Genomic DNA, 21,398 nt, shown 5'->3' with positions numbered 1-21,398 from the left:
GCGGCCGCGCGCACCTCGCGGCGCGGCACCGGCACTGTGATCGAGAACACCGCACTCCCCGGTCGGAGCGGTTCCCCGCCGGGGTGGCGCGGTGCCGGTCCGGTGCGGATCCGGTGCCGGCCGGTGCCGCTTCAGAGCGCGTAGTGGGCGACGGTGAACACCGCGTAGCCGGCCAGCGCGATCCGGTTCACCAGGTGCTGGGGGCCGCCGAGGCGGTCCGGCAGCGCGCGGTCCGGGCGCAGGTCGGGCCGGTGGGCGGCGGTGGCCACCGTGCGGGCCAGCGCCTCCGGGTCGTACCGGTCGCCGAAGAGGCCGGCCAGCCAGACCGCGGGGCGGCTGGCGAAGGAGAACTCCCGCCCGCCGCACAGCCGGATGGTGAGCAGGTTCCGGTGCACCGCCGCGGCGCTGATCTCCGCCCACCGGAAGCTGCGGGTGCGCAGTGCGGTGGCCACCCGCAGGCCGTTGCGGTCGGCCACGATCTGCCAGGACAGCGTCTGGGCGCAGGCGAGGATCGCCAGGGAGCCGATCCAGAGCGGCCGCACCAGGTTCTCCCACCAGCCGTCGTCGTCCAGCAGCACCACGGCGGCCGCGACCAGCAGCGCGGCCAGCGGCCCGGCCGCCGCCCGCAGCGGCGCGGGCATCTCCCAGCGGCGGGCGGCCACCGGCTCGGCGTCCGGTCCGGCCGCGGGGGCGGCGGCCACGGTCTCGGCGGTCAGCGCGGCGACGGCGAGTTCGCGCCCGCGGTAGCGCTCGGTGAGCCGGCTGAACCGCGGGGCCCGGGCGGCGGGGTCGGCCACCGCCGCCACCCAGTACGGGTCACCGTCCAACAGGCCCGGCCGGACGAGGAGTTGGTGGTCGGTTCCGTCCGGGCCGCGGTACAGCACGGCGGGCACGCTGCGGCCGGCGTGGGCCAGCCGGGCGGCGGCCTGGGCGGGGGTCGCGCGGTCGTGGAACTCCTCGTCGTCCTCGCCCAGCAGGGCGTCGACGTCGTCCGGGTCGTCGTCGAAGCCGTCCGGGTCGTCCGGGTCGGGGTGGGCCAGCGGGTCGGGGTAGTCGGCGTCCTCGTCGCCGGTCGGCAGGTACTCGGGCACCCAGGCCGGGCCCTCCCCGTCCGGCGCGCCGCCGCCGGCCCAGCGGTAGCGGTCGCGCTCGACCAGCCGCCAGAGGCCGGGGCCGTCCGGCGGCCCGTCCAGCGGTTGCACCAGCAGGTCGCCGCGGGCGTCGGCGCGCACCCGCACGGCGAGCGCGGGGGCGGAGCCCTCGAAGGCCGGACGGTCGCGGCGGGCGGCGGCGACGGCGGCGGAGCCGAGCAGCACCAGGCCGGGCAGGGCGATCAGGCCGCCGGCGCTCAGCTGGCCGGAGAGGTCGTAGTCGTCGCCCAGGGCGCGCACGTAGTCGCCGTCCACCAGCAGCGGGACGGGCTCGCCGGGCTGCGGCCGCCGCTGCCACCAGACGTCGAGGGCTGCGGTGCGCTCGGGTCCGCCGTCGGGCGGCTGGAAGCGGACGGTCAGGACGCCGTCCCGGTCGGCGGTACCCGCGGTGCCGGTCACCCGGGCGGCCTGCTCGGCGGCGGCGTCCGTCCGGGCCTGCGCCCAGAGCCCGTACAGCGGGAAGGCCGCGGCGACGACGAGCAGCAGGACGCCGAGGACCCGGCGCCGCACGGACGGTCCGTCGCGGTGGACGGGCGAGGGCGCCCCCGCGGCCGTCCACGGGAAGGGGACGGGCGGCGCCATCAGCTCGTCCAGTTGCTGGCGGGCGCGGCGGCGGCCGGCCTCGGCGCCCAGCAGGACGGCGGTGAGCAGCACGTGGAGCAGCACCGCCGACCAGCGGGCGAGCGGGGTGACCAAGCCGTCCGGCAGGTACCAGAGCAGGGCCAGGACGACGGGCGGGACGAGCGCCCGGGCCCGGATCCTGGTCGCCAGCAGGACCACCTCGGCCAGGACCGACCAGCCGGCCAGGGCCGAACCCCAGGTGTCCCGGCAGACGCCCGCGGCGTTGCACCGGGCGGCACTCGGCTCCACGGCGGTGGCCAGCACGGCGAACGCGAGCGGCAGCAGCGCGAGCCAGCGGCCGTCCAGCCGCCAGGCCGTACGGGCGGCGCGCCAGCGGGCGGCGGCCGCGGCGGTGAGGGGCGCGGCGCTGGGCAGCGGCGGAGCGTCCGAGGGGAACATCGGACGATCATCTCAGCCGTATGGAGGCCGAACCGGCGTCAGGGGCACCGCTCGCAACAGGCTCCCGACGGCCCGGGGGACGGCCCGCCTCCGCATGCCGCAGGGGCCGGGTGCTGCGCGCACCCGGCCCCTGTCCTCGCTCCTGCTCCGACGCCCCCCGGCGCCGGATCAGTCCGTCGCGATGGCGGCGAGGACGTTCATCCGTCCGGCCCGGAAGGCCGGGACGAGGGCCGCGACCAGACCGATCACCACCGAGGAGACCAGGGTGATCGCGATCGTGACGGCCGGGACGGAGAGCGTCCCGAGGCCCTGGTCCCGCAGGACCCCCTGGACGGTGACGCCCCAGGCGAGGCCCAGCCCGGTGCCGAGGACGGCACCGAACACCGCGATCACCACGGACTCCAGCCTGATCATCCGGCGCAGCTGGCGGCGGGAGAGCCCGATCGCCCGCAGCAGGCCGATCTCCCGGGTCCGCTCGACCACCGACAGCGCCAGGGTGTTGACCACGCCGAGCACGGCGACCGTGATCGAGAGGGCGACCAGCCCGTAGATCAGGTACAGCAGGGTGTTCACCTGGGACTGCACCAGCTCCTTGTAACCGGCCTGGTCCTTGACGACCAGCTGCGGGTACTCCTTGAGCCCGTCCTGCAGGGCGGCCAGCGTCCTGGCGACGTCGGCGCCGGGGGCGGCCTTGGCGAAGAAGGTCCACACCGGCGGCTGCTCGGCGGCCGGGACCACCCGGGCCATGGTGTCCATGGCCACGAAGGAGCCGTCGCCGAACAGCTCGCCCTTGGCGAAGACCGCGCCGACCGGCAGCTCCTGGGTGCGGCCCTTGCCGTAGTCGACGGTCACCCGGTCGCCGACCTTCAGGTTGTGGTCCTTGGCGAAGGCCTCGCCGATCCCGAGCGAGCCGCGGGCGATCGAGTCCACCGCACCGGTCCTGACGGTGGGCCGGAAGTCGGTGCCGAAGAAGGCGGACGGCACCGCGGTCAGGTCGCTCTTCGCCTGCCCGCCGTCCGGCAGCCGGACCTTCGACATAAAGGACTTCTGGGTGGTGACGTGGTCGATGCCCGGGGTCCGGCGCACGATGTCCAGCATCTCGGGGGTGACCTCGGTGCGGCCGCCCTGGATGATGTAGTCCACGCCCACCGACTTGTCGATCTGCGCATTGGCCGAGGTGACCGCCGAGGAGCTGAACACCGAGGAGGCGATCACCAGCGCCAGGCCGATCATCAGTGCGGCGGCCGTGGCGCCGGTGCGGCGCGGGTTGCGCATCGCGTTGCGCTGGGCCAGCTTCCCGGACGGGCCGAACACGGCCGGCAGCACCGCACCCAGCACCCGGACGATCGCCGAGGCCAGCAGCGGGCCGAGCACCACGGAGCCGACCAGGGTCAGCAGCACGCCCAGGCCCAGGTACCGGCCGCCGGTGGCCGCCTTCTCCGACTGCGCGCCGAGCACCAGCAGGGCGCCGCCGCCCGCCGTCAGCAGCAGGCCGACGACCGTACGGACCAGGTTGGCGCGGCCCTCGGCCGGGGTGCCGTGGTCGCGCAGGGCGGCCATCGGCGAGATCCGGCTCGCCCGGCGCGCCGGGAACCAGGCGGCGACCAGGGGGACCACGATGCCGAGCGCGTAGCCGGCGACGAAGACGTCCGGCCCGATCTGCAGGTCGGCCGCCTTGAGGTCCATGCCGATCGCGTTCATCAGCTTGATCAGGCCGACCGCGACGCCCAGGCCCGCCGCGACCCCGAGGGTCGAGCCGAGCACGCCCAGGATCAGCGCCTCGACCAGCACCGAGCGGTTGACCTGCGAGCGGCTGCCGCCGATGGCGCGCAGCAGGCCGATCTCCCGGGTCCGCTGGGCGACCAGCATCGAGAAGGTGTTGATGATGAGGAAGCCGCCGACGATCGCCGAGACGAAGGCGAAGCCGAGCATCGCGTACTTCATGAAGTCGAGTCCGCTGCCGACCTGCTTGGTGTTCTCGTCCTTCTGTTCGGCCGCGGTCTTGACCTGGTAGCCGCCGCCGATCCTGGCCGCCGCGTCCGCCTTGAGCTGGTCGTTGCTGCGGCTGCCGTCGCCGAAGGCGTCGATCGAGGTGTAGGCGGGCTCGCCGATCAGCACCTGCTGGGCGGTCGGGGTGTCCAGGAAGCCCAGCGCCGCGCCCGGGTTGGTGGTGGTGAAGGTGGCGATGCCGGCGATGGTGAAGTCGTGCTTGCCGCCGGAGTTCTCGACCCGGACCTTGTCGCCGAGGCCGAGCTTGGCCTTCTTCGCGGTGTCCGCGTCCAGCACCAGTTCGCCGGGGCCCTGCGGCGCGTGGCCGGAGGTGATGGTGACGGGGTTGCGCGGGGTCTCGGTCCAGTTGCCGAGCATGGTGGGCGCGCCGCTGGTCGGGCCGACCAGCTTGTTGGTGGCCGGGTCGACCAGGATCGCGTTCTGGACCATGACCCGGCCGACGGCCTTCTTCACGCCCGGCACCGCGGCGATCCGGTCGGCGAGCGCGGCCGGGACGGTCGGCGGCTTGACGGCGGCCTGCTGCTCCTCGTCCTCGGCCGGCTTGGGCGGCTGGACGGACACGTCGGAGGCGGTCGCGGCGAAGAGCCTGTCGAAGGTGCTGGTGGCAGTGTCGGAGAAGACGAGGGTGCCGGAGACGAAGGCCACCGACAGCACGACGGCGATGAGCGAGAGAGCCATCCGGCCCTTGTGGGCGAAGAAGCTCCGCAGGGAGGTCTTGAGCAGCATGGTGGTGTGGCCCGCCGCTCAGCTGGTGCGCTTGCCGTCGAAACGGCGCATGCGTTCGAGGACGGAGTCGGCGGTGGGCGCGTGCATCTCGTCGACGATCACGCCGTCGGCGAGGAAGAGCACGCGGTCCGCGTAGCCGGCGGCGACCGGGTCGTGGGTGACCATCACCATGGTCTGGCCCAGCTCGTCCACCGAGCGGCGCAGGAAGGTCAGCACCTCGGCGCCGGCCCGGGAGTCCAGGTTCCCGGTGGGCTCGTCACCGAAGATGATCTCGGGGCGGGCGGCCAGCGCGCGGGCCACCGCGACGCGCTGCTGCTGGCCGCCGGAGAGCTGGGTCGGGCGGTGCTTGAGCCGGCCGGCCAGGCCGACGGTCTCCACCACCTGGTCCAGCCAGGCCTGGTCGGGCCGGCGGCCGGCGATGTCCATCGGGAGCGTGATGTTCTCCAGCGCGTTCAGGGTCGGCAGGAGGTTGAACGCCTGGAAGATGAAGCCGATCTTGTCGCGGCGCAGTCTGGTCAGCTGCTTGTCCTTGAGGCCGGTGATCTCGGTGTCGCCGATCCAGATCCGTCCGCCGCTGACCGTGTCGAGCCCGGCCAGGCAGTGCATCAGGGTGGACTTGCCGGAGCCCGAGGGGCCCATGATCGCGGTGAACCGGCCGCGCTGGATGTCGACGTCGACCGCGTCGAGCGCGGTGACCTTGGTCTCGCCCGAGCCGTACGCCTTGGTGACCTGACGTGCCGATGCGGCGACGGCGGAGGCTCCGCCGGGAAGCTGGGGGTCGTACACGGCTGCTGCTGCCGTCGTCACTGGAGTCTCCTCGTGGAAGGTGCGCTCACCCGTTGGCCCCAGCCTCACGGGCCCGCCCGCCTCACGACATGGGGCAGGCCGTAGTCCTCGACCGGGAGTAAGCCCCACCTTCCCGGTGGACCTGGCTGCCGGACCCGACGTTTCCGGGCCGCTTCCCGGCGGGTGGGGATGTGTGAACCACGTTAGGAGTGGACGGCGGACGGCTCGTCATCCGACGGAATGAAGCGCCTCAACCAAGGTTCTACGGGGCACGGCGCGCCTCCCCCTAGGGGTCACCGCGGCCCGTCTCGGGGACGCCCCGTACGGGCCGCGGCGACGGTCGCCCGGCCGGTCAGCAGCCGGTCAGCAGCCGGTCAGCAGCCGGTCAGCACCGGTGCGGCCAGTCGTTCCAGGGCCGTGGCGAAGCCCTCGACGACCGGCTCCAGCAGGATCCGGCTCTCGCGCTCCAGCAGGGTCGAGCCGTCCTCCCCGGCGGTGATGTGGCGGTCGAGCACGAACCAGCCCTGGGTGATGTGGCCGGCGCCCATCGAGCTGAGCACCGGACGCAGCGCGTAGTCCACCGCGAGGACGTGCGCGGGCGAGCCGCCGGTGGCCAGCGGCAGGACGGCCTTGTCCGCGAGCGCGTACTGCGGGAGCACGTCCAGCAGGGCCTTCAGCAGCCCGGAGTAGGCGGCCTTGTAGACGGGGGTGCCGATCACCACGCCGTCGGCACGGGCGAACAGCTCGGTGACCGCGACGATCTCGGGGTGGTCGAAGTCGCCCGACAGCAGCGCGTGCGCGGGCAGGCTGCGGGCCTCGAAGGGGACGACGTGGTGGCCGCGGTCCGCGAGCCGCGCGTCGACGTGGCGCAGCAGGCGGGTGGTGCGGGAGGTGGCGGACGGGGAGCCGGAAACGGACAGGACGACGGCCATGGGTTCACCTCTGGCTGGAAGCGGGGCGGCGCTGCGCAGCGGGGGGAGGCGCTGCGGCGGGGTCACCGGGGTGGGGCCCGGTGCCGGGGCGGCACGTCGGGGGACGTGCGGGTCTCGACGGGCGCGCGTCAGCCGCGACAGAGCGAACAGGCCACACCACGCCGAAGGTCGACGTGCCGCCGACGCGTGAGTGCAGGCTGATCCATGCCTGGCATGCAAGCACGGCCTGTTCGAGCCGGTCAAGAATCGTTTCAGCCGCTGGACCGCGGGGTGCCCGGACGTTACGGCGGAACGATCCGGTACGTGCATCAAAACTGCTACAAGAGGCCCGGTGGGCCCCCCCGGGGGGAGTCAGTCCGACCGGGGTCGGGCATCCTCAACGGCATGAACACGTGGCAGGAAGGCCGCCCGGGGGGCGGCGGGAACCCGTACGGCGGCAACGGCGGAGGCGGCGCGGCGGCCGAGCCGCCGCTTCCGGCCTCGCTGAACCCGCGCGGGCCGGGGGCGTCCGCGCCGCGGCCCGCGGGGCAGCCGGGGCCGTCCCGGCTCGGTGGTGTTCCGCAGCAGGGGTCCGGCGCTCCGGGCGTCCACCCCGGTGCTCCGGCCGGCCACCCCGGCGCTCCGGGCAGCCACCCCGGTGCTCCGACCGGCCCCGGGCGACCGGGTGGTCCGGGCGGCCCCGGCGGCCCTGGTGGCCCCGGCGGTCCGGCCGGCCCCGCCGGCGCCCGGCCGGCCGGTGCGCAGGCCACGCGCTGGCCGCGGCGCCGGATCGTCAAGTGGACGGTCTTCGGCCTGCTGATCGCCGTCATGGTGACCGCCGTCTCCACCTGGTTCTGGGCGGACTCCAAGCTCAACCACGAGAACGTGCTCGCCGACTACCCGGGCCGCCCGGCCGCGGGCAAGGGCACCAACTGGCTGATCGTCGGTTCGGACAGCCGCCAGGGCCTCACCGAGGGCGAGCAGGACGACCTGCACACCGGCCACGACGAGGGCAAGCGCAGCGACTCGATGATGATCCTGCACGTCGGGGACAACGGGAACACCCTGATGAGCATCCCGCGTGACTCCTGGGTGCCGATCCCCGAGCACGCGGGCAGCAACGGCAAGCCGGTCAAGGGCACCACCGCGAAGATCAACTCGGCCTTCGGCGCCGGCGGCGGACGCCTGCTCGTCCAGACCGTCGAGCAGAACACCGGCATCCGCATCGACCACTACGCCGAGATCGGCTTCGCCGGTTTCGTCGGGATCGTCGACTCGATCGGCGGCGTCGAGATGAAGATCGACCAGCCCGTCAAGGACAAGGACTCCGGGCTCGACCTCCAGGCCGGCGACCAGACCCTCACCGGCAAGCAGGCCCTGGCCTTCGTCCGCCAGCGCCACCAGATGGCCGACCAGGACCTCGGCCGGATGCGCAACCAGCAGAAGTTCCTCGGCGCCCTCGCCCACCAGGCCGCCTCCCCGGGCAACCTGCTCGACCCGTTCACCTTCTACCCGCTGGTCGACTCGGCGCTCGGCACCCTGATCGTGGACGACGACTGCGGGCTGACCGACCTCGGCTCGCTCTTCCTCGCCATGAAGGACGTCAACGGCGGCAGCGGCAAGACGATCACCGTGCCGATCGGCAACGCGGACTTCCGGACCAAGACCGGCGAGTCCGCGGTGCTGTGGGACGCCAACAAGTCCAAGCAGGTCTTCGACGCCTTCAAGAACGACACCGCGGTGCCGGACGTCAAGTAGGCGCTCGCCCCGCTTCACCGTCGACGCCGCCTCCCCGACCGCCCGGTCCGGGAGGCGGCGGCGTTTCCACGGGACGGCGGCGTTTCCACGGGACGGGGCCGCCCAGGGGGCCCTCCGGGGGCGGCGTCCGGCCGACCCTCCCCGACCCCCGCCGGGTCAGCCCGCCTCGGCCTGACCGGCGTACGGCAGCAGGCCGGTGCCGCACTCCGGGAAGCGGACCAGCCACTCCCCCTCGCCGCCCGCGTCCTCGGTGGCACCCGAGTAGCCGCAGTGGATCGGCTGCCCGGCGCCGCCCAGCCAGCGGGCGTGCGCGAGCTGCACCGACAGGGCGGCCGGGCGGTGCGGCGCGGCCTGCTCCAGCACCAGTTCGTGCTCGGTCTCGCCGGGCCGGAAGATCACCGCGGTCTCGGTGCTGGGACGCCGGGTGAAGACCCGCGCCCCGTCCGTCCAGTAGGCGGCGACCGTCACGGCCAGCGTGCCGTCCAGGCTGCCGGTGCCCGGCCGGACGTACTCCTCGTCGGCGACCCAGCGGGCGTGGTGGCGGAGCTCGTCGCCCCGGCGCTCGTCCCAGCGCACCCAGTAGCCCGCCACCCGCTTGACGGTCATGCCCTCGCGGACCACCCGGACCGCGAACCGCGCCGGGCCGGTCGGCTCCCCCGCGGCCGGCTCGCGGGAAGCCGGCTCGCAGGAGGCCAGGGAGACCACCGTCACCTGCTCGTAGGTCACCTCGCCGTCGTCGGCGCCCTGCTCGATCATCGCTGAACCACCTTGCCGGGAAGTCGGGTTCGGCCGCGGCTCGGCCCACGTCCGAGGAGAGCGTAGGGCGGCGTCGGCGCGGGTCGGGACGATTGGGCGGTTCCGGCCCGGCGGCCGCCCGCCCGGGCTACCCTGCCCCTCCCGCGACCCGGCCGGCCCCGACCCGGCGGCGACCCGACCTCAGCCGGGCAGTCGGTCGAGCGTGATGCCGAAGTGCTCGCGGTAGGCACTCAGCGCCTCCGCCCCGGTGAGCTGCCGCTCGGTGCGGGTGCCGTCGGCGGCGGAGCGGATGAGCCGGGTGCCGCTGAGCGTCGTCCGGCCGCCGTCCTCGGTGAGCACGGAGCAGGTGGTCGAGCGGGTGAAGTGCGAGTCCGGCGAGGTGCTCTGCCACCAGCAGGTCGGACCGAAGTCGGCGAGCGGGTACGGGCGCGGGTCGAGGCGGTACTGCGGGGCGCCGTCCAACCGGACGTCCAGCTCGCCGTGGGCGCCGTACGGGACCACGGTGAACGTGCCGTGCGGGTCGGGCTGCGGGGCACGCCCGTCCAGGCGCAGCGGGAGGCGGCTGAACCGGCCGAAGCCGACGTCGACCAGCCAGGGCTCGTCCAGGTCGACCCGCAGCGCGAGGTGGTCGAACGGCGGGCCGAGGCGCTCCCCGTCGAAGACCCGGCCCGACAGCAGGCTCACCCGGTAGCCCAGGGAGCGCAGCAACTCGGCGAAGGCGCCGTTCAGTTCGTAGCAGAACCCGCCGCGCCGCCGATCCACCACCTTCGCCACCAGGGCCGCCGGGTCGAGCACCACGGTCTCGCCGAGGTGGAGGCTCAGGTTCTCGAACGGGACGGCCCGCAGGTGGGCCTCCTGCAGCCGCGCCAGCGCCTGCGCCGACGGCTCCCCGGGGTCCGGCACTCCGATCCGCGCCAGGTAGGCCGCCCGTGCGGCGGATGTCAGGCCCTCGTACGCCTTGTCGTCGTCCATCCGCCCATTCCAGCCGGGCCGGGGGCGCCGGGCCATCGGTCCTTGGGCCTAGGACCCTCGTTCGTGGGCGGTCGGCGGGAAACGCCACCGCCCCGGAGTGGGAAGTCGGCGGATCCGACTTCCCACTCCGGGGCGGTACGCGTGCCTCAGACGGCGGTGATTACTCGACCACGCCGGACTTGGCGATCTTGATAACGGCCGAGGTACGGCCGCTCTGCGAGCCGAGCGACTCGATCTTCTTCACCAGGTCCATGCCCTCGACGACCTCGCCGAAGACGACGTGCTTGCCGTCCAGCCAGTCGGTCACGATGGTGGTGATGAAGAACTGCGAGCCGTTGGTGTTGCGGCCGGCGTTGGCCATCGACAGCAGGCCCGGGCGGTCGTGCTTGAGCTGGAAGTTCTCGTCCGCGAACTTCTCGCCGTAGATGCTCTTGCCGCCGGTGCCGTTGTGGTTGGTGAAGTCACCGCCCTGCAGCATGAAGGCCGGGATCACGCGGTGGAAGCCGGAGCCCTCGTAGCCGAAGCCGTTCTGGCCGGTGGCCAGCTCGCGGAAGTTCTGGGCCGTCTTCGGGACGACCTCGTCGAACAGCTTGAAGACGATGCGGCCGGCCGGCTCGTCGTTGATGGTGATGTCGAAGAAAACGTTGGAACTCATGCAGGGATCATGGCACGAGCGGTCCGCTCCCGCTCGGTACCCCCGGGAGCGCGCAGGCCGGAGGCGCCGTGTTATCCGGTCTGCCGGCCGCTCAGCGCGGGGTAGTCGGTGTACCCCTCGACTCCCCCGCCGTACATCAGCCCGTCGCGGAGCGGATTGAGCGGGGCGCCGGTGCGCAGGCGCTCGACCAGGTCGGGGTTGGCGAGGAAGCCGCGGCCGAAGGAGATCAGGTCCGCCCCCGCCGCCAGCAGCCGCTCGGCGGCGGCCCTGCCGCCGTCCTCGGGCAGCGGCCCGCCCCAGCCGAGCACCGGGTTGGCGATCAGGGTGCCCGGCCAGGTCTTGCGGAGCTCCTGGAAGACGGCGTCCTCCGGGTCCGCGAAGACCACGTGCAGGTAGGCGAGGCCGTCGTCGGCGAGCTCGCCGACCAGCGCGCGGTAGATCTCGGCGGTGTCCCCCTCGTCCATGCCCTGGCCGGTGAAGCCGGGCGAGACCCGCAGGCCGACCCGCTCGGGGCCGATCTCCGCCGCGACCGCCCGGACCACCTCGACCACGAAGCGGATCCGGTTCGCCACCGGGCCGCCGTACGCGTCGGTGCGCCGGTTGGTGTTCCGGGCGAGGAACTGGTGCAGCAGGTAGCCGTTGGCGCCGTGCACCTCGACCCCGGCGAAGCCCGCCTCGACGGCGTTGCGGGCGGCGGCCGCGAAGTCGGCCACGGTCTGCCGGATCTCCGCCCCGGTGAGCTCCCTGGGGACGACGGCCTCCCGGTGCCCGCTCGGCGTGTGGACGGTCTCGGGGAAGGCCACCGGCGAGGGCGCCACCGGGTGCAGCCCGCTGTTCTCCGGGTGGCCGATCCGCCCGCCGTGCTGGAGCTGCAGGAACATCCGGCCGCCGGCCGCGGCGACGGCCCCGGTCACGGTGCGCCAGCCGGCCACGTGCTCGGGGGCGTGGACGGCGGGGGTGCCGGCGTACGTCCGGCCGACCCGGTTCGGGGTGGCGGCCTCGGCGATGATCAGCCCGGCGCCGGCGCGCTGCGCGTAGTACTCGGCCATGATCGGCTGCGGAACACCGTCGGCGCCGGCCCGGGTGCGCGTCATCGGTGCCATCACCAGGCGGTTGGGGAGGCGGAGCGGGCCCAGGTCTGCGGGCTCGAAGAGACCGGCGGTTCCAGTGTTCGTCGTCATGCCGGAGACCGTAGAAGCTAACATCGGTGTCAGGTTCAAGTCCCTACGGGGCGAAGCCCTTTCGGGGCTCGGATCGGACGACGGGGTGGACGGCATGCGGATCGGCGAACTGGCCCGGCGGACGGGCGTCAGCGAGCGCTCGCTGCGCTACTACGAGCAGCAGGGCCTGCTGGTGGCCCGCCGCACCGACGGCGGCCACCGGGAGTACCCGGAGGCCGCCGTCGACCGCGTGGTGCACATCCAGGAGCTGTTCGCGGCCGGGCTGCACAGCCGGACCATCTACAAGATCCTCCCCTGCATGCGGGACTCCGACGGCAGCCCGAGCGAGATCGCCACCCCGCTGCTGGTCGAGGAGCTCACCGCGGAGCGGGAGCGGATCGACCGGACGATCAACGACCTGCTGCGCTCGCGCGAGGTGCTGGACGAGGTGATCGTGACCGCCTCCGGGGCGCCGTCACAGCCGGCCCGGCCCGCGCAGCCGTCCGCGCCCGAGGCCGCCTAGGACGGCCCGGCCGGGCCGCCGACGGACGGCTGGCGGGCGGGCGGCTGCGGGCTTGCGGGCCAGCAGGTAGGCCTGCGGGGTGCTCTCCTCGCCGTCCGGCTCGCGGACCGTACGGGAGGTCATCACCAGGCCGGCCCCGCGGACCAGCTCCTCGACGCGCTCCGGCCGCAGGCGGCGGAAGTCCAGTGACACCGGGTGGCCGAAGGGCCGCTCCAGGCGCAGGGGCTCCTCGCCGACCTGGAAGGCGAGCAGCAGTCGGCCGCCGGGGGCGAGCACCCGGGCGAACTCGGCGAACACCTCGGGGAGGCGCTCCCCCGGGGTGTGGATGATCGAGTACCAGGCCACCGCGCCGGTCAACTCGCCGTCCCGGAACGGCAGTTCGAACAGCGAGCCGACCTCGAACGGAACCTCCGGGTAGGCGGCCCGGGCCAGCTCGACCATCCGGGGCGAGAGGTCGATCCCGCGCACGTCCAGGCCCAGCCCGTGCAGGTGGCTCGTCACGTAGCCCGGGCCGCAGCCGAGTTCGGCCGTCCTGGGGTCCGGACGCTCGGCGCGGACCAGGTCGGCGAAGAGCGCCAGCACGGCGCGGTCCGTCGGCCTGGTGTCCATCGCTCGGCTGAAGCGGTCGGCGTAGTCGGCGGCGATGGTGTCGTAGAACGCCCTGGTCGTGGCGAGGAAGTCCGGCTCGGTCATGGCCCGGCACCCTACCCGCCGCCCTCGGAACGTAGCATCACCTTTCGTCAACCAGCGGGAGGGGAACGGACGATGAGCACGATCGGGGTCTACCTGGCGCACCCGCGCCCCGGCAGTTTCAACCACGCCCTGTACGAGGCCGTGGTCGACGAACTGCGGGGGCGCGGCTGCGAGGTACGGGCGCACGACCTCTACGCGGAGGGCTTCGCGCCGCTGCTGACCGCCGAGGAGACCGGCACGGTGGACGCGGCGGACCCGTCCGCCGATGCCGGCCTCGCCCTGCACCGCGCCGAGGTGGCCACCCTGGACGCGCTCGTGCTGGTCCACCCCAACTGGTGGGGCATGCCGCCCGCCGTCCTGGCCGGCTGGGTGCAGCGGGTGCTGGCCCCCGGCGTCGCCTACAAGCTGGGCACGGCGGACGGCGAACCGGCCGGGCTGCTGCGGGCCGGGCGGGCCCTGGTGCTCAACACCTCGGACACGCCCGAGGACCGCGAGCGCAGCGAGTTCGGCGACCCGCTGGAGCGGATCTGGGCGGCCTGCGTGCTGCCGTACGTCGGCGTCACCCACGTCCGGCGGACGGTGTTCCGCACCGTCACCGACTCGACCGCCGCCGACCGCGCCGAATGGCTGCGGCGGGCGCGGGCGCAGGCGGCGGCACTGCTCGACTGACCGGCTCCCGGGGACGGGCCCCGGGAGGCCTCAGAGCTCCAGCTCGGCCACCGTCTGGTCGCCGCTCAGCTCGCCGGTCGGGCGGAAGCCGAGGCGGGCGTAGAACTCCGCCGGGCCGTGGGGGCCGGGCACGTAGGTGACGGTGGCCCGGGTGCCGCCGCGGCGGCGGATCTCGGCGCAGACCTGCTCGACGGCGAAGCGGCCGTAGCCCCCGCGCTGCGCGTCGGCGTCGACCAGCAGGCGCCACAGGCCGGAGCGCGGGTGGTCGTCGGGCTGCTCCGGGTGGAAGCGGATGTCGAAGAAGGCCATCACGAAGCCGACCGGCTTCCCGTCGTCCAGGATCAGCCGCGGCCACGCGGTCTCCCCGTACGCGTACGCCTCGGCCAGCGACTTCACCACCGGCGCGACCAGGCCCTCCTGGTCGGGGCGCACCCGCAGGGCGAGGGCGGCGTCGATGTTCGCGGGGGTGACGGCGGCCAGGCTGAGGGTGGACGGCGCGGAGGCCGTGGCGGAACCGGAGGCCGTGGCGGAGGCGGGCGGGGCGGACACGGAAGGTGCTGAGGACATGGCGGGCAGCCTAGGGAGCGGAGCTGCCCGCCGTCGCCCGGATTACCTCCGGCCGCGGCTGCCCCCGACCGCGGACGGGCGGTCGGGGGCCGTGGGTGCCCGGGCCGGACGGGGCCCGTGGCCGCCTTACGGGAGGTTGCGGGCCATGACGATGCGCTGGACCTGGTTGGTGCCCTCGTAGATCTGCGTGATCTTCGCGTCCCGCATCATCCGCTCCACCGGGTAGTCACGGGTGTACCCGTACCCGCCCAGCAACTGCACCGCATCCGTCGTGATCTCCATCGCCGCGTCCGACGCGTAGCACTTCGCCGCCGCACCGAAGAACGTCAGATCACCGTCCCCGCGCTGCGACTTCGCCGCCGCCGCGTACGTCAGCTGCCGCGCCGCCTCCAGCTTCATCGCCATGTCCGCCAGCATGAACTGCACACCCTGGAACTCCGCGATCGCCTTCCCGAACTGCCGGCGCTCCTTCACGTACCCCTTCGCGTAGTCCAACGCCCCCTGCGCGATCCCGACCGCCTGCGCCGCGATCGTCACCCGCGTGTGGTCCAGCGTCTTCATCGCCGTCGCGAAACCCGTACCCTCCGCACCGATCATCCGGTCCGCCGGAATCCGCACGTTGTCGAAGTACACCTCACGCGTCGGCGACCCCTTGATCCCCAGCTTCTTCTCCGGAGCACCGAACGACACACCCTCGTCGCCCTTCTCCACCACGAACGCCGAGATCCCCTTCGAGCGCAGCTCCGGATCCGTCACCGCCATCACCGTGTAGAACTCCGACACACCCGCATTGGTGATCCAGCGCTTCACACCGTTCAGCACCCAGAAGTCCCCGTCCCGCACCGCCCGGGTCTTCATCCCCGCCGCATCCGAACCCGCCTCCGGCTCCGACAGGCAGTACGAGAACATCCCCTCACCCCGCGCCAGCGCCCCCAGGTACTTCGCCTTCAGCTCCTGCGAACCCGACAGCTGCACCGGCAACGACCCCAGCTTGTTCACCGCCGGGATCAACGACGAGGACGCACACACCCGCGCGACCTCCTCGATCACGATCACCGTCGCCAGCGCGTCCGCCCCCGCACCACCGAACTCCTCCGGCACGTGCACCGCATGCAGGTCATTGCCCTGCAACGCGTCCAACGCCTCCTGCGGGAACCGCCCCTGCTCGTCCACCTCCGCCGCGAACGGAGCGATCTTCGCCTCAGCCAGCGAACGCACCGCCTCACGGAGCATCTCGTGCTCCTCGGAGACACGGAAGAGATCGAAGTCAGCCGCCCCTGCGCTGCCCGCCATGTGATGCCTGCCTCGTCGTCCAGTGACCGAAGTCCAGTGACCGAAGTCGGATCCGGTCCGCTCGATCCGGTCCGATCGACGTCGAATCCGGGGTTAACTACCGTTCAGTAGAGATCCTAGGGCTCCGACCTGCGGCTGCCTAGCGCCCCGGGCGTGCGGGCGGCCCCTGCACGCCCGGACCGGACGGATAGCATCAGGGGCATCCGTACCGGTCGGATCCGCATCCTGACCGGTCGAGTCCGCCTCCAGGGAGAACCCGTGACCCTCCGCATCTCCGTGATCGGCACCGGCTACCTCGGCGCCACGCATGCCGCCGCCATGGCCGAGTTCGGCTTCGAGGTGCTGGGTCTGGACATCGACCCGGACAAGATCGCCATGCTCACCGCCGGCCGCGTCCCGATGTACGAGCCGGGCCTGTCCGAGCTGCTGCTCAAGCACGTGGCCGGGCACGAGGGTTCGACCGGGCGACTGCGCTTCACCACCTCCGTCGAGGAGGTCGCCGAGTTCGCCGACGTGCACTTCGTCTGCGTCAACACCCCGCAGCGCAAGGGCGAGTTCGCCGCCGACATGTCGTACGTGGACACCGTGATCGACGAGCTGGCGCCGCACCTGACCCGCCCCGCGCTGGTGGTCGGCAAGTCCACCGTGCCGGTCGGCTCGGCGGCCCGGCTGGCCGAGCGACTGGCCGCCCTGGCGCCGGTCGGCGAGGGCGCCGAGCTCGCCTGGAACCCGGAGTTCCTGCGCGAGGGCTTCGCCGTCCAGGACACCCTGCGGCCGGACCGCATCGTGGTCGGCGCCCAGAGCGAGCGGGCCGAGCGGCTGCTGCGCGAGGTGTACGCCGAGCCGATCGCGGCCGGGGTGCCGTTCCTGGTCACCGACTACGCGACCGCCGAGCTGGTCAAGGCCGCCGCCAACTCCTTCCTGGCCACCAAGATCTCCTTCATCAACGCGATGGCCGAGGTCTGCGAGGCGGCCGGTGCGGACGTCACCCTGCTCTCCACGGCACTCGGCCACGACGAGCGGATCGGCCGCAAGTTCCTCAACTCCGGCCTCGGCTTCGGCGGCGGCTGCCTGCCCAAGGACATCCGCGCGTTCATGGCCCGGGCCGGCGAGCTCGGCGCCGACCAGGCGCTGACCTTCCTGCGCGAGGTCGACTCGATCAACATGCGGCGCCGCTCCCGGATGGTCGAGCTGGCCCGCGAGCAGTGCGGCGGCGGCTTCCTGGGCCGCCGGGTCGCCGTCCTCGGTGCGGCCTTCAAGCCCAACTCGGACGACATCCGGGACTCCCCCGCCCTGAACGTGGCCGCCCAGATCCAGCTCCAGGGCGCCCAGGTCACCGTCTACGACCCGAAGGCCGTGGACAACGCCCGCAAGATGTTCCCCTCGCTCGCGTACGCCAACTCCGCCCTGGAGGCCGCCGAGGGCGCCCACGTCGTCCTCCACCTCACCGAGTGGGCCGAGTTCCGCGAGCTGGACCCGGCCGAGCTGGGCGCGGTGGTCGCCGAGCGCCGCCTCCTCGACGGCCGCAACGTCCTGGACGCCGACGCCTGGCGCGCCGCCGGCTGGACCTACCGCGCCCTGGGCCGCCCCAGCTGATCCCCGCTTCCGGCGCCCGTCCCCGACCCCGGGGGCGGGCGCTTCCGTTTGCCCCGAAGCGATGATTTGAACGCGTTCAAGTCATGTGCGAGGATCCGGGTGCACCGGCGGTCGCGCCGGTACGGGGAGACCGGGGGGTTCTTCATGCACGCCGAACGCGTCGAGCGGCACACCGGACGGCACAGGTGGGTCACCTGGCTGTCGCTCGCCTTCCTGGGGGTCGTCCTGATCGCGCCGCTCGCCTTCCTCGGCTTCTGCGCACTCCTGATGACCGAGGGCGGCAAGCCCCACGCGGTCGGCTGCTCGGAGGCGATGGAGTTCGCGGGCGGCTCGATGCCCGCCCAGGCCACCGGGGCCGTCTGCACGGACGACGGAGGCTGGCAGGACCGCGGCTACACCGTGGAGTTCCGGATGCCCCGGGACGAACTGGCCCAGCGGCTGACCGCCGCCTTCCCGCGGGTCCGGCCCGGCACCGACAACGCCTCCGGCCTGAGCTTCGGGAACGCCGACGCCTCCCGCCCCGACGGACAGGCCATGTTCGTCCACCTGGACGCCACCTACGAGGCCGACGGCACCGCCCGCGTCAAGCTCCACGCCTTCGACACCTGAGCCGGCCGGAATCCCGCCGAGCCCGGACCGGAATCCCGCACCCCCGACCGTCGTTGGTACCGGCATGACGAGCTACGGCGACGACGCGACGGTCCGCGAGATCCTCACCGACACCGGAGACACCTGGGCCGTGGTCGGCCTCTCCACCAACACGGCCAGGGCCGCGTACGGGGTGGCCCGGGTCCTGCAGCGCTACGGCAAGCGCGTCGTGCCGGTGCACCCGAAGGCCGAGACGGTCCTCGGCGAGCAGGGCTACGCCTCGCTCGCCGAGATCCCGTTCCCGGTCGACGTGGTGGACGTGTTCGTGAACAGCGCACTGGCCGGCGAGGTGGCCGACGAGGCCGTCGCGGTCGGGGCGAAGGCGGTCTGGTTCCAGCTGGGCGTGGTGGACGAGGCCGCGTACGCGCGCACCCGGGGGGCCGGGCTGGCGATGGTGATGGACAAGTGCCCGGCCATCGAGATCCCCCTGCTGGACTAGCAGTCCGGACCAGGGGTTCAGCGGTTCAGGAGCGCTCGCCGTCCAGCTGCGCGATGGTCGCGATGGACGGCCGGCGGCTCGCCCGCAGCGTGGCGGCGACGGACTCGGCGTCGCGCAGCACGCGGACGGCGTTGTGCCAGGTGAGCTTGGCCAGGTCGGCCTCCGACCAGTGCCGGCGCAGGAGTTCGGCGACCAGGTTGGGGTAGCCGGCCACCGAGTCCAGGCCGTCCGGCAGGAAGGCGGTGCCGTCGAAGTCGCCGCCGATGCCGATGTGGTCGATGCCGGCGACCTCGCGCATGTGGTCGAGGTGGTCGGCGACGGTGGCGGGGGTGGCGATCGGGCGCGGGTGCTCGGCCTCGAAGGCACGCTGGCGCTCCATGGCCGGCGGGGTGGTGTCCAGCGGGTGGAAGCCGTGGGCGCTCATGTTCGCGTCGGCGGCGAGGGTCCACTCGATGGCGGCGGGCAGGATGAACTTGGGCACGAAGGTGGCCATCGCCACGCCGCCGTTGGCGGGCAGCTGGGCGAGCACGTCGTCCGGGATGTTGCGCGGGTGGTCGCAGACCGCGCGGGCGGAGGAGTGCGAGAAGACCACCGGCGCCTCGGTGACCCGCAGGGCGTCCCGCATGGTGTCGGCGGAGACGTGCGAGAGGTCGACCAGCATGCCGAGCCGGTTCATCTCCCGGACGACCTCCTCGCCGAAGCGGGTCAGCCCGCCGGCGACCGGCTCGTCGGTCGCGGAGTCGGCCCACGGCACGTTGTCGTTGTGGGTGAGCGTCAGGTAGCGCACGCCCAGCTCGTACAGGGCGCGCAGGGTGGCGAGCGAGCAGTCGATGGAGTGGCCGCCCTCGGCGCCCATCAGGGAGGCGATCCGGCCCTCCGCGCGGGCGGCCTCCATGTCGGCGGCGGTACGGGCGAGGCGGAGCCGGTCGGGGTAGCGCTCGACCAGGGCGTGGACGAAGTCGACCTGCTCCAGGGTGGCGCTCACCGCGTGGTCGCCGGCCAGCGAGGCGGGGACGTAGACGGACCAGAACTGCGCGCCGACCCCGCCCTCCGCGAGGCGGGCGAGGTCGGTGTGCAGGCGGTCGCTCTGGTCGGCGGCGAGGTCGAGCGCGCGGAGGTCGTACCCGGCCTGCTCGCGCATCGCCCACGGGAGGTCGTTGTGGCCGTCCACCACGGGGGTGGTGCGCAGCAGGGCGCGGGCGCGGTCCAGCGGGGCGGGGGAGTCCGTCGGAGAAGTCATACGGCCTGTTCTACCCCACCCCACCAGCGGGATTACTTGCCGAAGCCGAAGGAGCCGGAACCGGCCACCTTGGCCCGGAGCTTCTTGCCCTTCTCGGTGGCCTGGCTGTTCAGCTCGGCCTGGAAGTCGGTCATCTTCTCGGCGAGTTCGGTGTCGAAGGCGGCGAGCATCCGCACTGCGAGCAGGCCCGCGTTGCGCGCGCCGGCCACCGAGACGGTCGCCACCGGGACACCGGCGGGCATCTGGACGATCGACAGCAGGCTGTCCATGCCGTCCAGGTAGCGCAGCGGCACCGGAACGCCGATGACCGGCAGCGGGGTGACGGAGGCCAGCATGCCCGGCAGGTGGGCCGCGCCGCCGGCGCCCGCGATGATCGCCTTGAGTCCGCGCTTGTGGGCGTTCTCGCCGTACGCGACCATCTCGCGCGGCATCCGGTGGGCGGAGACGACGTCCACCTCGTACGGGATCTCGAACTCGTCCAGGGCCTGGGCGGCGGCCTCCATGACGGGCCAGTCGGAGTCCGAGCCCATGACGATGCCAACGACTGGAGAGGTCATTCGGTGATCGTTCCTCGCAGGTAGGCGGCCGCGTGGCGGGCGCGCTCGCGGACGTCTTCGAGGTCGTCCCCGAAGACGTTGACGTGACCGACCTTGCGGCCGGGCTTCACGTCCTTCCCGTACATGTGGATCCGCAGCCCGGGGTCGCGGGCCATGCAGTGCAGGAAGGCGTGGTACATGTCCGGGTAGTCGCCGCCGAGGACGTTGACCATGACGGTCCACTTGGCGCGCGGCCGGGGGTCGCCGAGCGGGAGGTCGAGGACGGCCCGCAGGTGGTTCTCGAACTGCGAGGTGACGGCGCCGTCCTGGGTCCAGTGCCCGGAGTTGTGCGGGCGCATGGCCAGCTCGTTGACCAGGATCCGGCCGTCGCGGGTCTGGAACAGCTCGACGGCGAGGTGGCCGGTGATGCCGAGCTCGCCGGCGATCCGCAGGGCGAGCTGCTGGGCCTCGTCGGACAGCGCCGGGTCGAGGTCGGGCGCCGGGGCGGTGACCTCGGCGCAGACGCCGTTCTCCTGGACGCTCTCCACGACCGGGTAGGCGACGGCCTGGCCGCTGGGCGAGCGGACGACGCTGGCGGCCAGCTCGCGGACGAAGTCGACCTTCTCCTCGGCCAGCACGGGGACGCCGGCCAGGAACGGGGCCTGGGCCTCCTGCTCGTCGTCGACGACCCAGACGCCCTTGCCGTCGTAGCCGCCGCGGACGGTCTTCAGGACGACCGGGTAGCCGGAGCCCTCCTCGGCGAACGCGGTGACGTCGGCCGGGTCGGCGACGATCCGGTGCCGGGGACAGGGCACCCCGATGGAGTCCAGCTTGGCCCGCATCACGCCCTTGTCCTGGGCGTTGACGAGCGCCTCCGGGCCGGGGCGGACGGCGATGCCGTCGGCCTCCAGGGCCCGCAGGTGCTCGGTGGGGACGTGCTCGTGGTCGAAGGTGATCACGTCGCAGCCGGCGGCGAAGCGCCGCAGGGTGTCGAGGTCGCGGTAGTCACCGAGGACGACGTCGGAGACCACCTGTGCGGCGGAGTCCTGGGGCGTGTCGGCGAGGAGTTTGAACCTGACCCCGAGCGGGATGCCCGCCTGGTGTGCCATGCGGGCCAGCTGCCCGCCGCCGATCATGCCCACCACTGGAAAATTCACATTGCCCGGGGAAGTCACTCCGCCAGGATATCCGGGCCGGTGGGGGGTGGTGGAGCCGCCAGTGGGCCTCGGGGAGCGGACGCGCGTAGATGTCAAGTCGGCCCCCTCGCGTCTGAGCCGTCCGGTGGAAGC

The 21,398-nt window shown here is 73.3% G+C and carries 20 protein-coding genes; 6 read left to right on the top strand and 14 right to left on the bottom strand.

All coding sequences use genetic code 11. From position 1 onward, the window contains the following. Positions 1-131 precede the first annotated feature (131 nt). The 4 genes from ABT048_RS06020 to ssuE form a co-directional block, all read right to left on the bottom strand. On the bottom strand, positions 132-2,171 hold the full coding sequence (locus tag ABT048_RS06020) for a hypothetical protein (protein ID WP_350520067.1): 2,040 nt from the start codon (positions 2,169-2,171) through the stop codon (positions 132-134). A 168-nt stretch (positions 2,172-2,339) separates the two neighbouring features. Continuing rightward, the gene (locus ABT048_RS06015; protein ID WP_350520066.1) at positions 2,340-4,907 is read right to left on the bottom strand and encodes an ABC transporter permease; all 2,568 of its coding nucleotides are present in this window, start codon (positions 4,905-4,907) and stop codon (positions 2,340-2,342) included. Between the two features lie 18 nt (positions 4,908-4,925). Further along, positions 4,926-5,714, bottom strand: coding sequence for an ABC transporter ATP-binding protein (locus tag ABT048_RS06010; RefSeq protein ID WP_350520065.1), 789 nt, complete (start codon positions 5,712-5,714; stop codon positions 4,926-4,928). A 353-nt stretch (positions 5,715-6,067) separates the two neighbouring features. Further along, positions 6,068-6,625: an NADPH-dependent FMN reductase gene (gene ssuE / locus ABT048_RS06005; protein WP_350520064.1), complete on the bottom strand. Its 558-nt coding sequence runs from the start codon at positions 6,623-6,625 to the stop codon at positions 6,068-6,070. A 384-nt stretch (positions 6,626-7,009) separates the two neighbouring features. Between ssuE and ABT048_RS06000 the strand changes: the two genes are divergently transcribed. Beyond that, the gene (locus ABT048_RS06000; RefSeq protein ID WP_350520063.1) at positions 7,010-8,362 is read left to right on the top strand and encodes an LCP family protein; all 1,353 of its coding nucleotides are present in this window, start codon (positions 7,010-7,012) and stop codon (positions 8,360-8,362) included. 156 nt (positions 8,363-8,518) lie between these two features. Here ABT048_RS06000 and ABT048_RS05995 read toward each other — a convergent pair whose 3' ends face one another. From ABT048_RS05995 to ABT048_RS05980, 4 genes are all read right to left on the bottom strand, one after another. Next, positions 8,519-9,118 (bottom strand): hypothetical protein, encoded by a 600-nt coding sequence (locus ABT048_RS05995; RefSeq protein WP_350520062.1) that lies wholly within the window; start codon positions 9,116-9,118, stop codon positions 8,519-8,521. Positions 9,119-9,298: 180 nt separating this feature from the next. Next, on the bottom strand, positions 9,299-10,090 hold the full coding sequence (locus ABT048_RS05990; protein WP_350520061.1) for an arylamine N-acetyltransferase family protein: 792 nt from the start codon (positions 10,088-10,090) through the stop codon (positions 9,299-9,301). A 160-nt stretch (positions 10,091-10,250) separates the two neighbouring features. Then, complete coding sequence (locus ABT048_RS05985; RefSeq protein WP_350520060.1) at positions 10,251-10,745, bottom strand: peptidylprolyl isomerase; 495 nt, start codon at positions 10,743-10,745, stop codon at positions 10,251-10,253. A 71-nt stretch (positions 10,746-10,816) separates the two neighbouring features. After that, positions 10,817-11,926: an alkene reductase gene (locus ABT048_RS05980; protein ID WP_350520059.1), complete on the bottom strand. Its 1,110-nt coding sequence runs from the start codon at positions 11,924-11,926 to the stop codon at positions 10,817-10,819. A gap of 94 nt (positions 11,927-12,020) precedes the next feature. Here ABT048_RS05980 and ABT048_RS05975 point away from each other — a divergent pair, with 94 nt between their 5' ends. Next, positions 12,021-12,428 carry a MerR family transcriptional regulator gene (locus tag ABT048_RS05975; protein ID WP_350520101.1) on the top strand — a complete coding sequence of 136 codons (408 nt, stop codon included), beginning with the start codon at positions 12,021-12,023 and terminating at the stop codon, positions 12,426-12,428. On the opposite strand, the gene ABT048_RS05970 is transcribed toward ABT048_RS05975, so the two are convergent. Then, positions 12,381-13,121, bottom strand: coding sequence for a class I SAM-dependent methyltransferase (locus ABT048_RS05970; RefSeq protein ID WP_350520058.1), 741 nt, complete (start codon positions 13,119-13,121; stop codon positions 12,381-12,383). The two genes, ABT048_RS05975 and ABT048_RS05970, sit on opposite strands and share 48 nt — an antisense overlap. 72 nt (positions 13,122-13,193) lie before the next feature. Between ABT048_RS05970 and ABT048_RS05965 the strand changes: the two genes are divergently transcribed. After that, complete coding sequence (locus ABT048_RS05965; protein WP_350520057.1) at positions 13,194-13,790, top strand: NAD(P)H-dependent oxidoreductase; 597 nt, start codon at positions 13,194-13,196, stop codon at positions 13,788-13,790. Between the two features lie 30 nt (positions 13,791-13,820). Here ABT048_RS05965 and ABT048_RS05960 read toward each other — a convergent pair whose 3' ends face one another. Beyond that, complete coding sequence (locus tag ABT048_RS05960) at positions 13,821-14,357, bottom strand: GNAT family N-acetyltransferase (RefSeq protein ID WP_350520056.1); 537 nt, start codon at positions 14,355-14,357, stop codon at positions 13,821-13,823. A gap of 126 nt (positions 14,358-14,483) precedes the next feature. After that, positions 14,484-15,650: an acyl-CoA dehydrogenase family protein gene (locus ABT048_RS05955; RefSeq protein WP_350520055.1), complete on the bottom strand. Its 1,167-nt coding sequence runs from the start codon at positions 15,648-15,650 to the stop codon at positions 14,484-14,486. Positions 15,651-15,908: 258 nt separating this feature from the next. Here ABT048_RS05955 and ABT048_RS05950 point away from each other — a divergent pair, with 258 nt between their 5' ends. The 3 genes from ABT048_RS05950 (at position 15,909) to ABT048_RS05940 (ending at position 18,333) form a co-directional block, all read left to right on the top strand. Next, positions 15,909-17,246 carry a UDP-glucose dehydrogenase family protein gene (locus tag ABT048_RS05950; RefSeq protein ID WP_350520054.1) on the top strand — a complete coding sequence of 446 codons (1,338 nt, stop codon included), beginning with the start codon at positions 15,909-15,911 and terminating at the stop codon, positions 17,244-17,246. 144 nt (positions 17,247-17,390) lie between these two features. After that, positions 17,391-17,855 (top strand): hypothetical protein, encoded by a 465-nt coding sequence (locus tag ABT048_RS05945; RefSeq protein ID WP_350520053.1) that lies wholly within the window; start codon positions 17,391-17,393, stop codon positions 17,853-17,855. A gap of 64 nt (positions 17,856-17,919) precedes the next feature. Continuing rightward, the gene (locus ABT048_RS05940) at positions 17,920-18,333 is read left to right on the top strand and encodes a CoA-binding protein (RefSeq protein ID WP_350520052.1); all 414 of its coding nucleotides are present in this window, start codon (positions 17,920-17,922) and stop codon (positions 18,331-18,333) included. 25 nt (positions 18,334-18,358) lie between these two features. On the opposite strand, the gene ABT048_RS05935 is transcribed toward ABT048_RS05940, so the two are convergent. Genes ABT048_RS05935 through ABT048_RS05925 form a run of 3 tightly spaced genes read right to left on the bottom strand, consistent with a single transcriptional unit; the run spans position 18,359 to position 21,266 of the window. Further along, positions 18,359-19,573 carry a dipeptidase gene (locus tag ABT048_RS05935; protein ID WP_350520051.1) on the bottom strand — a complete coding sequence of 405 codons (1,215 nt, stop codon included), beginning with the start codon at positions 19,571-19,573 and terminating at the stop codon, positions 18,359-18,361. Positions 19,574-19,605: 32 nt separating this feature from the next. Next, a complete protein-coding gene (gene purE, locus ABT048_RS05930; RefSeq protein ID WP_350520050.1) occupies positions 19,606-20,130 on the bottom strand; it encodes a 5-(carboxyamino)imidazole ribonucleotide mutase in 525 nt (174 codons plus the stop codon). Then, positions 20,127-21,266, bottom strand: a complete 1,140-nt coding sequence (locus ABT048_RS05925; RefSeq protein WP_350520049.1) for a 5-(carboxyamino)imidazole ribonucleotide synthase — start codon at positions 21,264-21,266, stop codon at positions 20,127-20,129. Before ABT048_RS05925 ends, purE begins: the two co-directional genes overlap by 4 nt. Positions 21,267-21,398: the final 132 nt, after the last annotated feature.

Source organism: Kitasatospora sp. NPDC096140 (assembly GCF_040303045.1).
Taxonomy (GTDB): Bacteria; Actinomycetota; Actinomycetes; order Streptomycetales; family Streptomycetaceae; genus Kitasatospora.
Note: the sequence above shows the minus strand (reverse complement) of the source record. Positions and strands in the feature narration are given on the sequence as shown.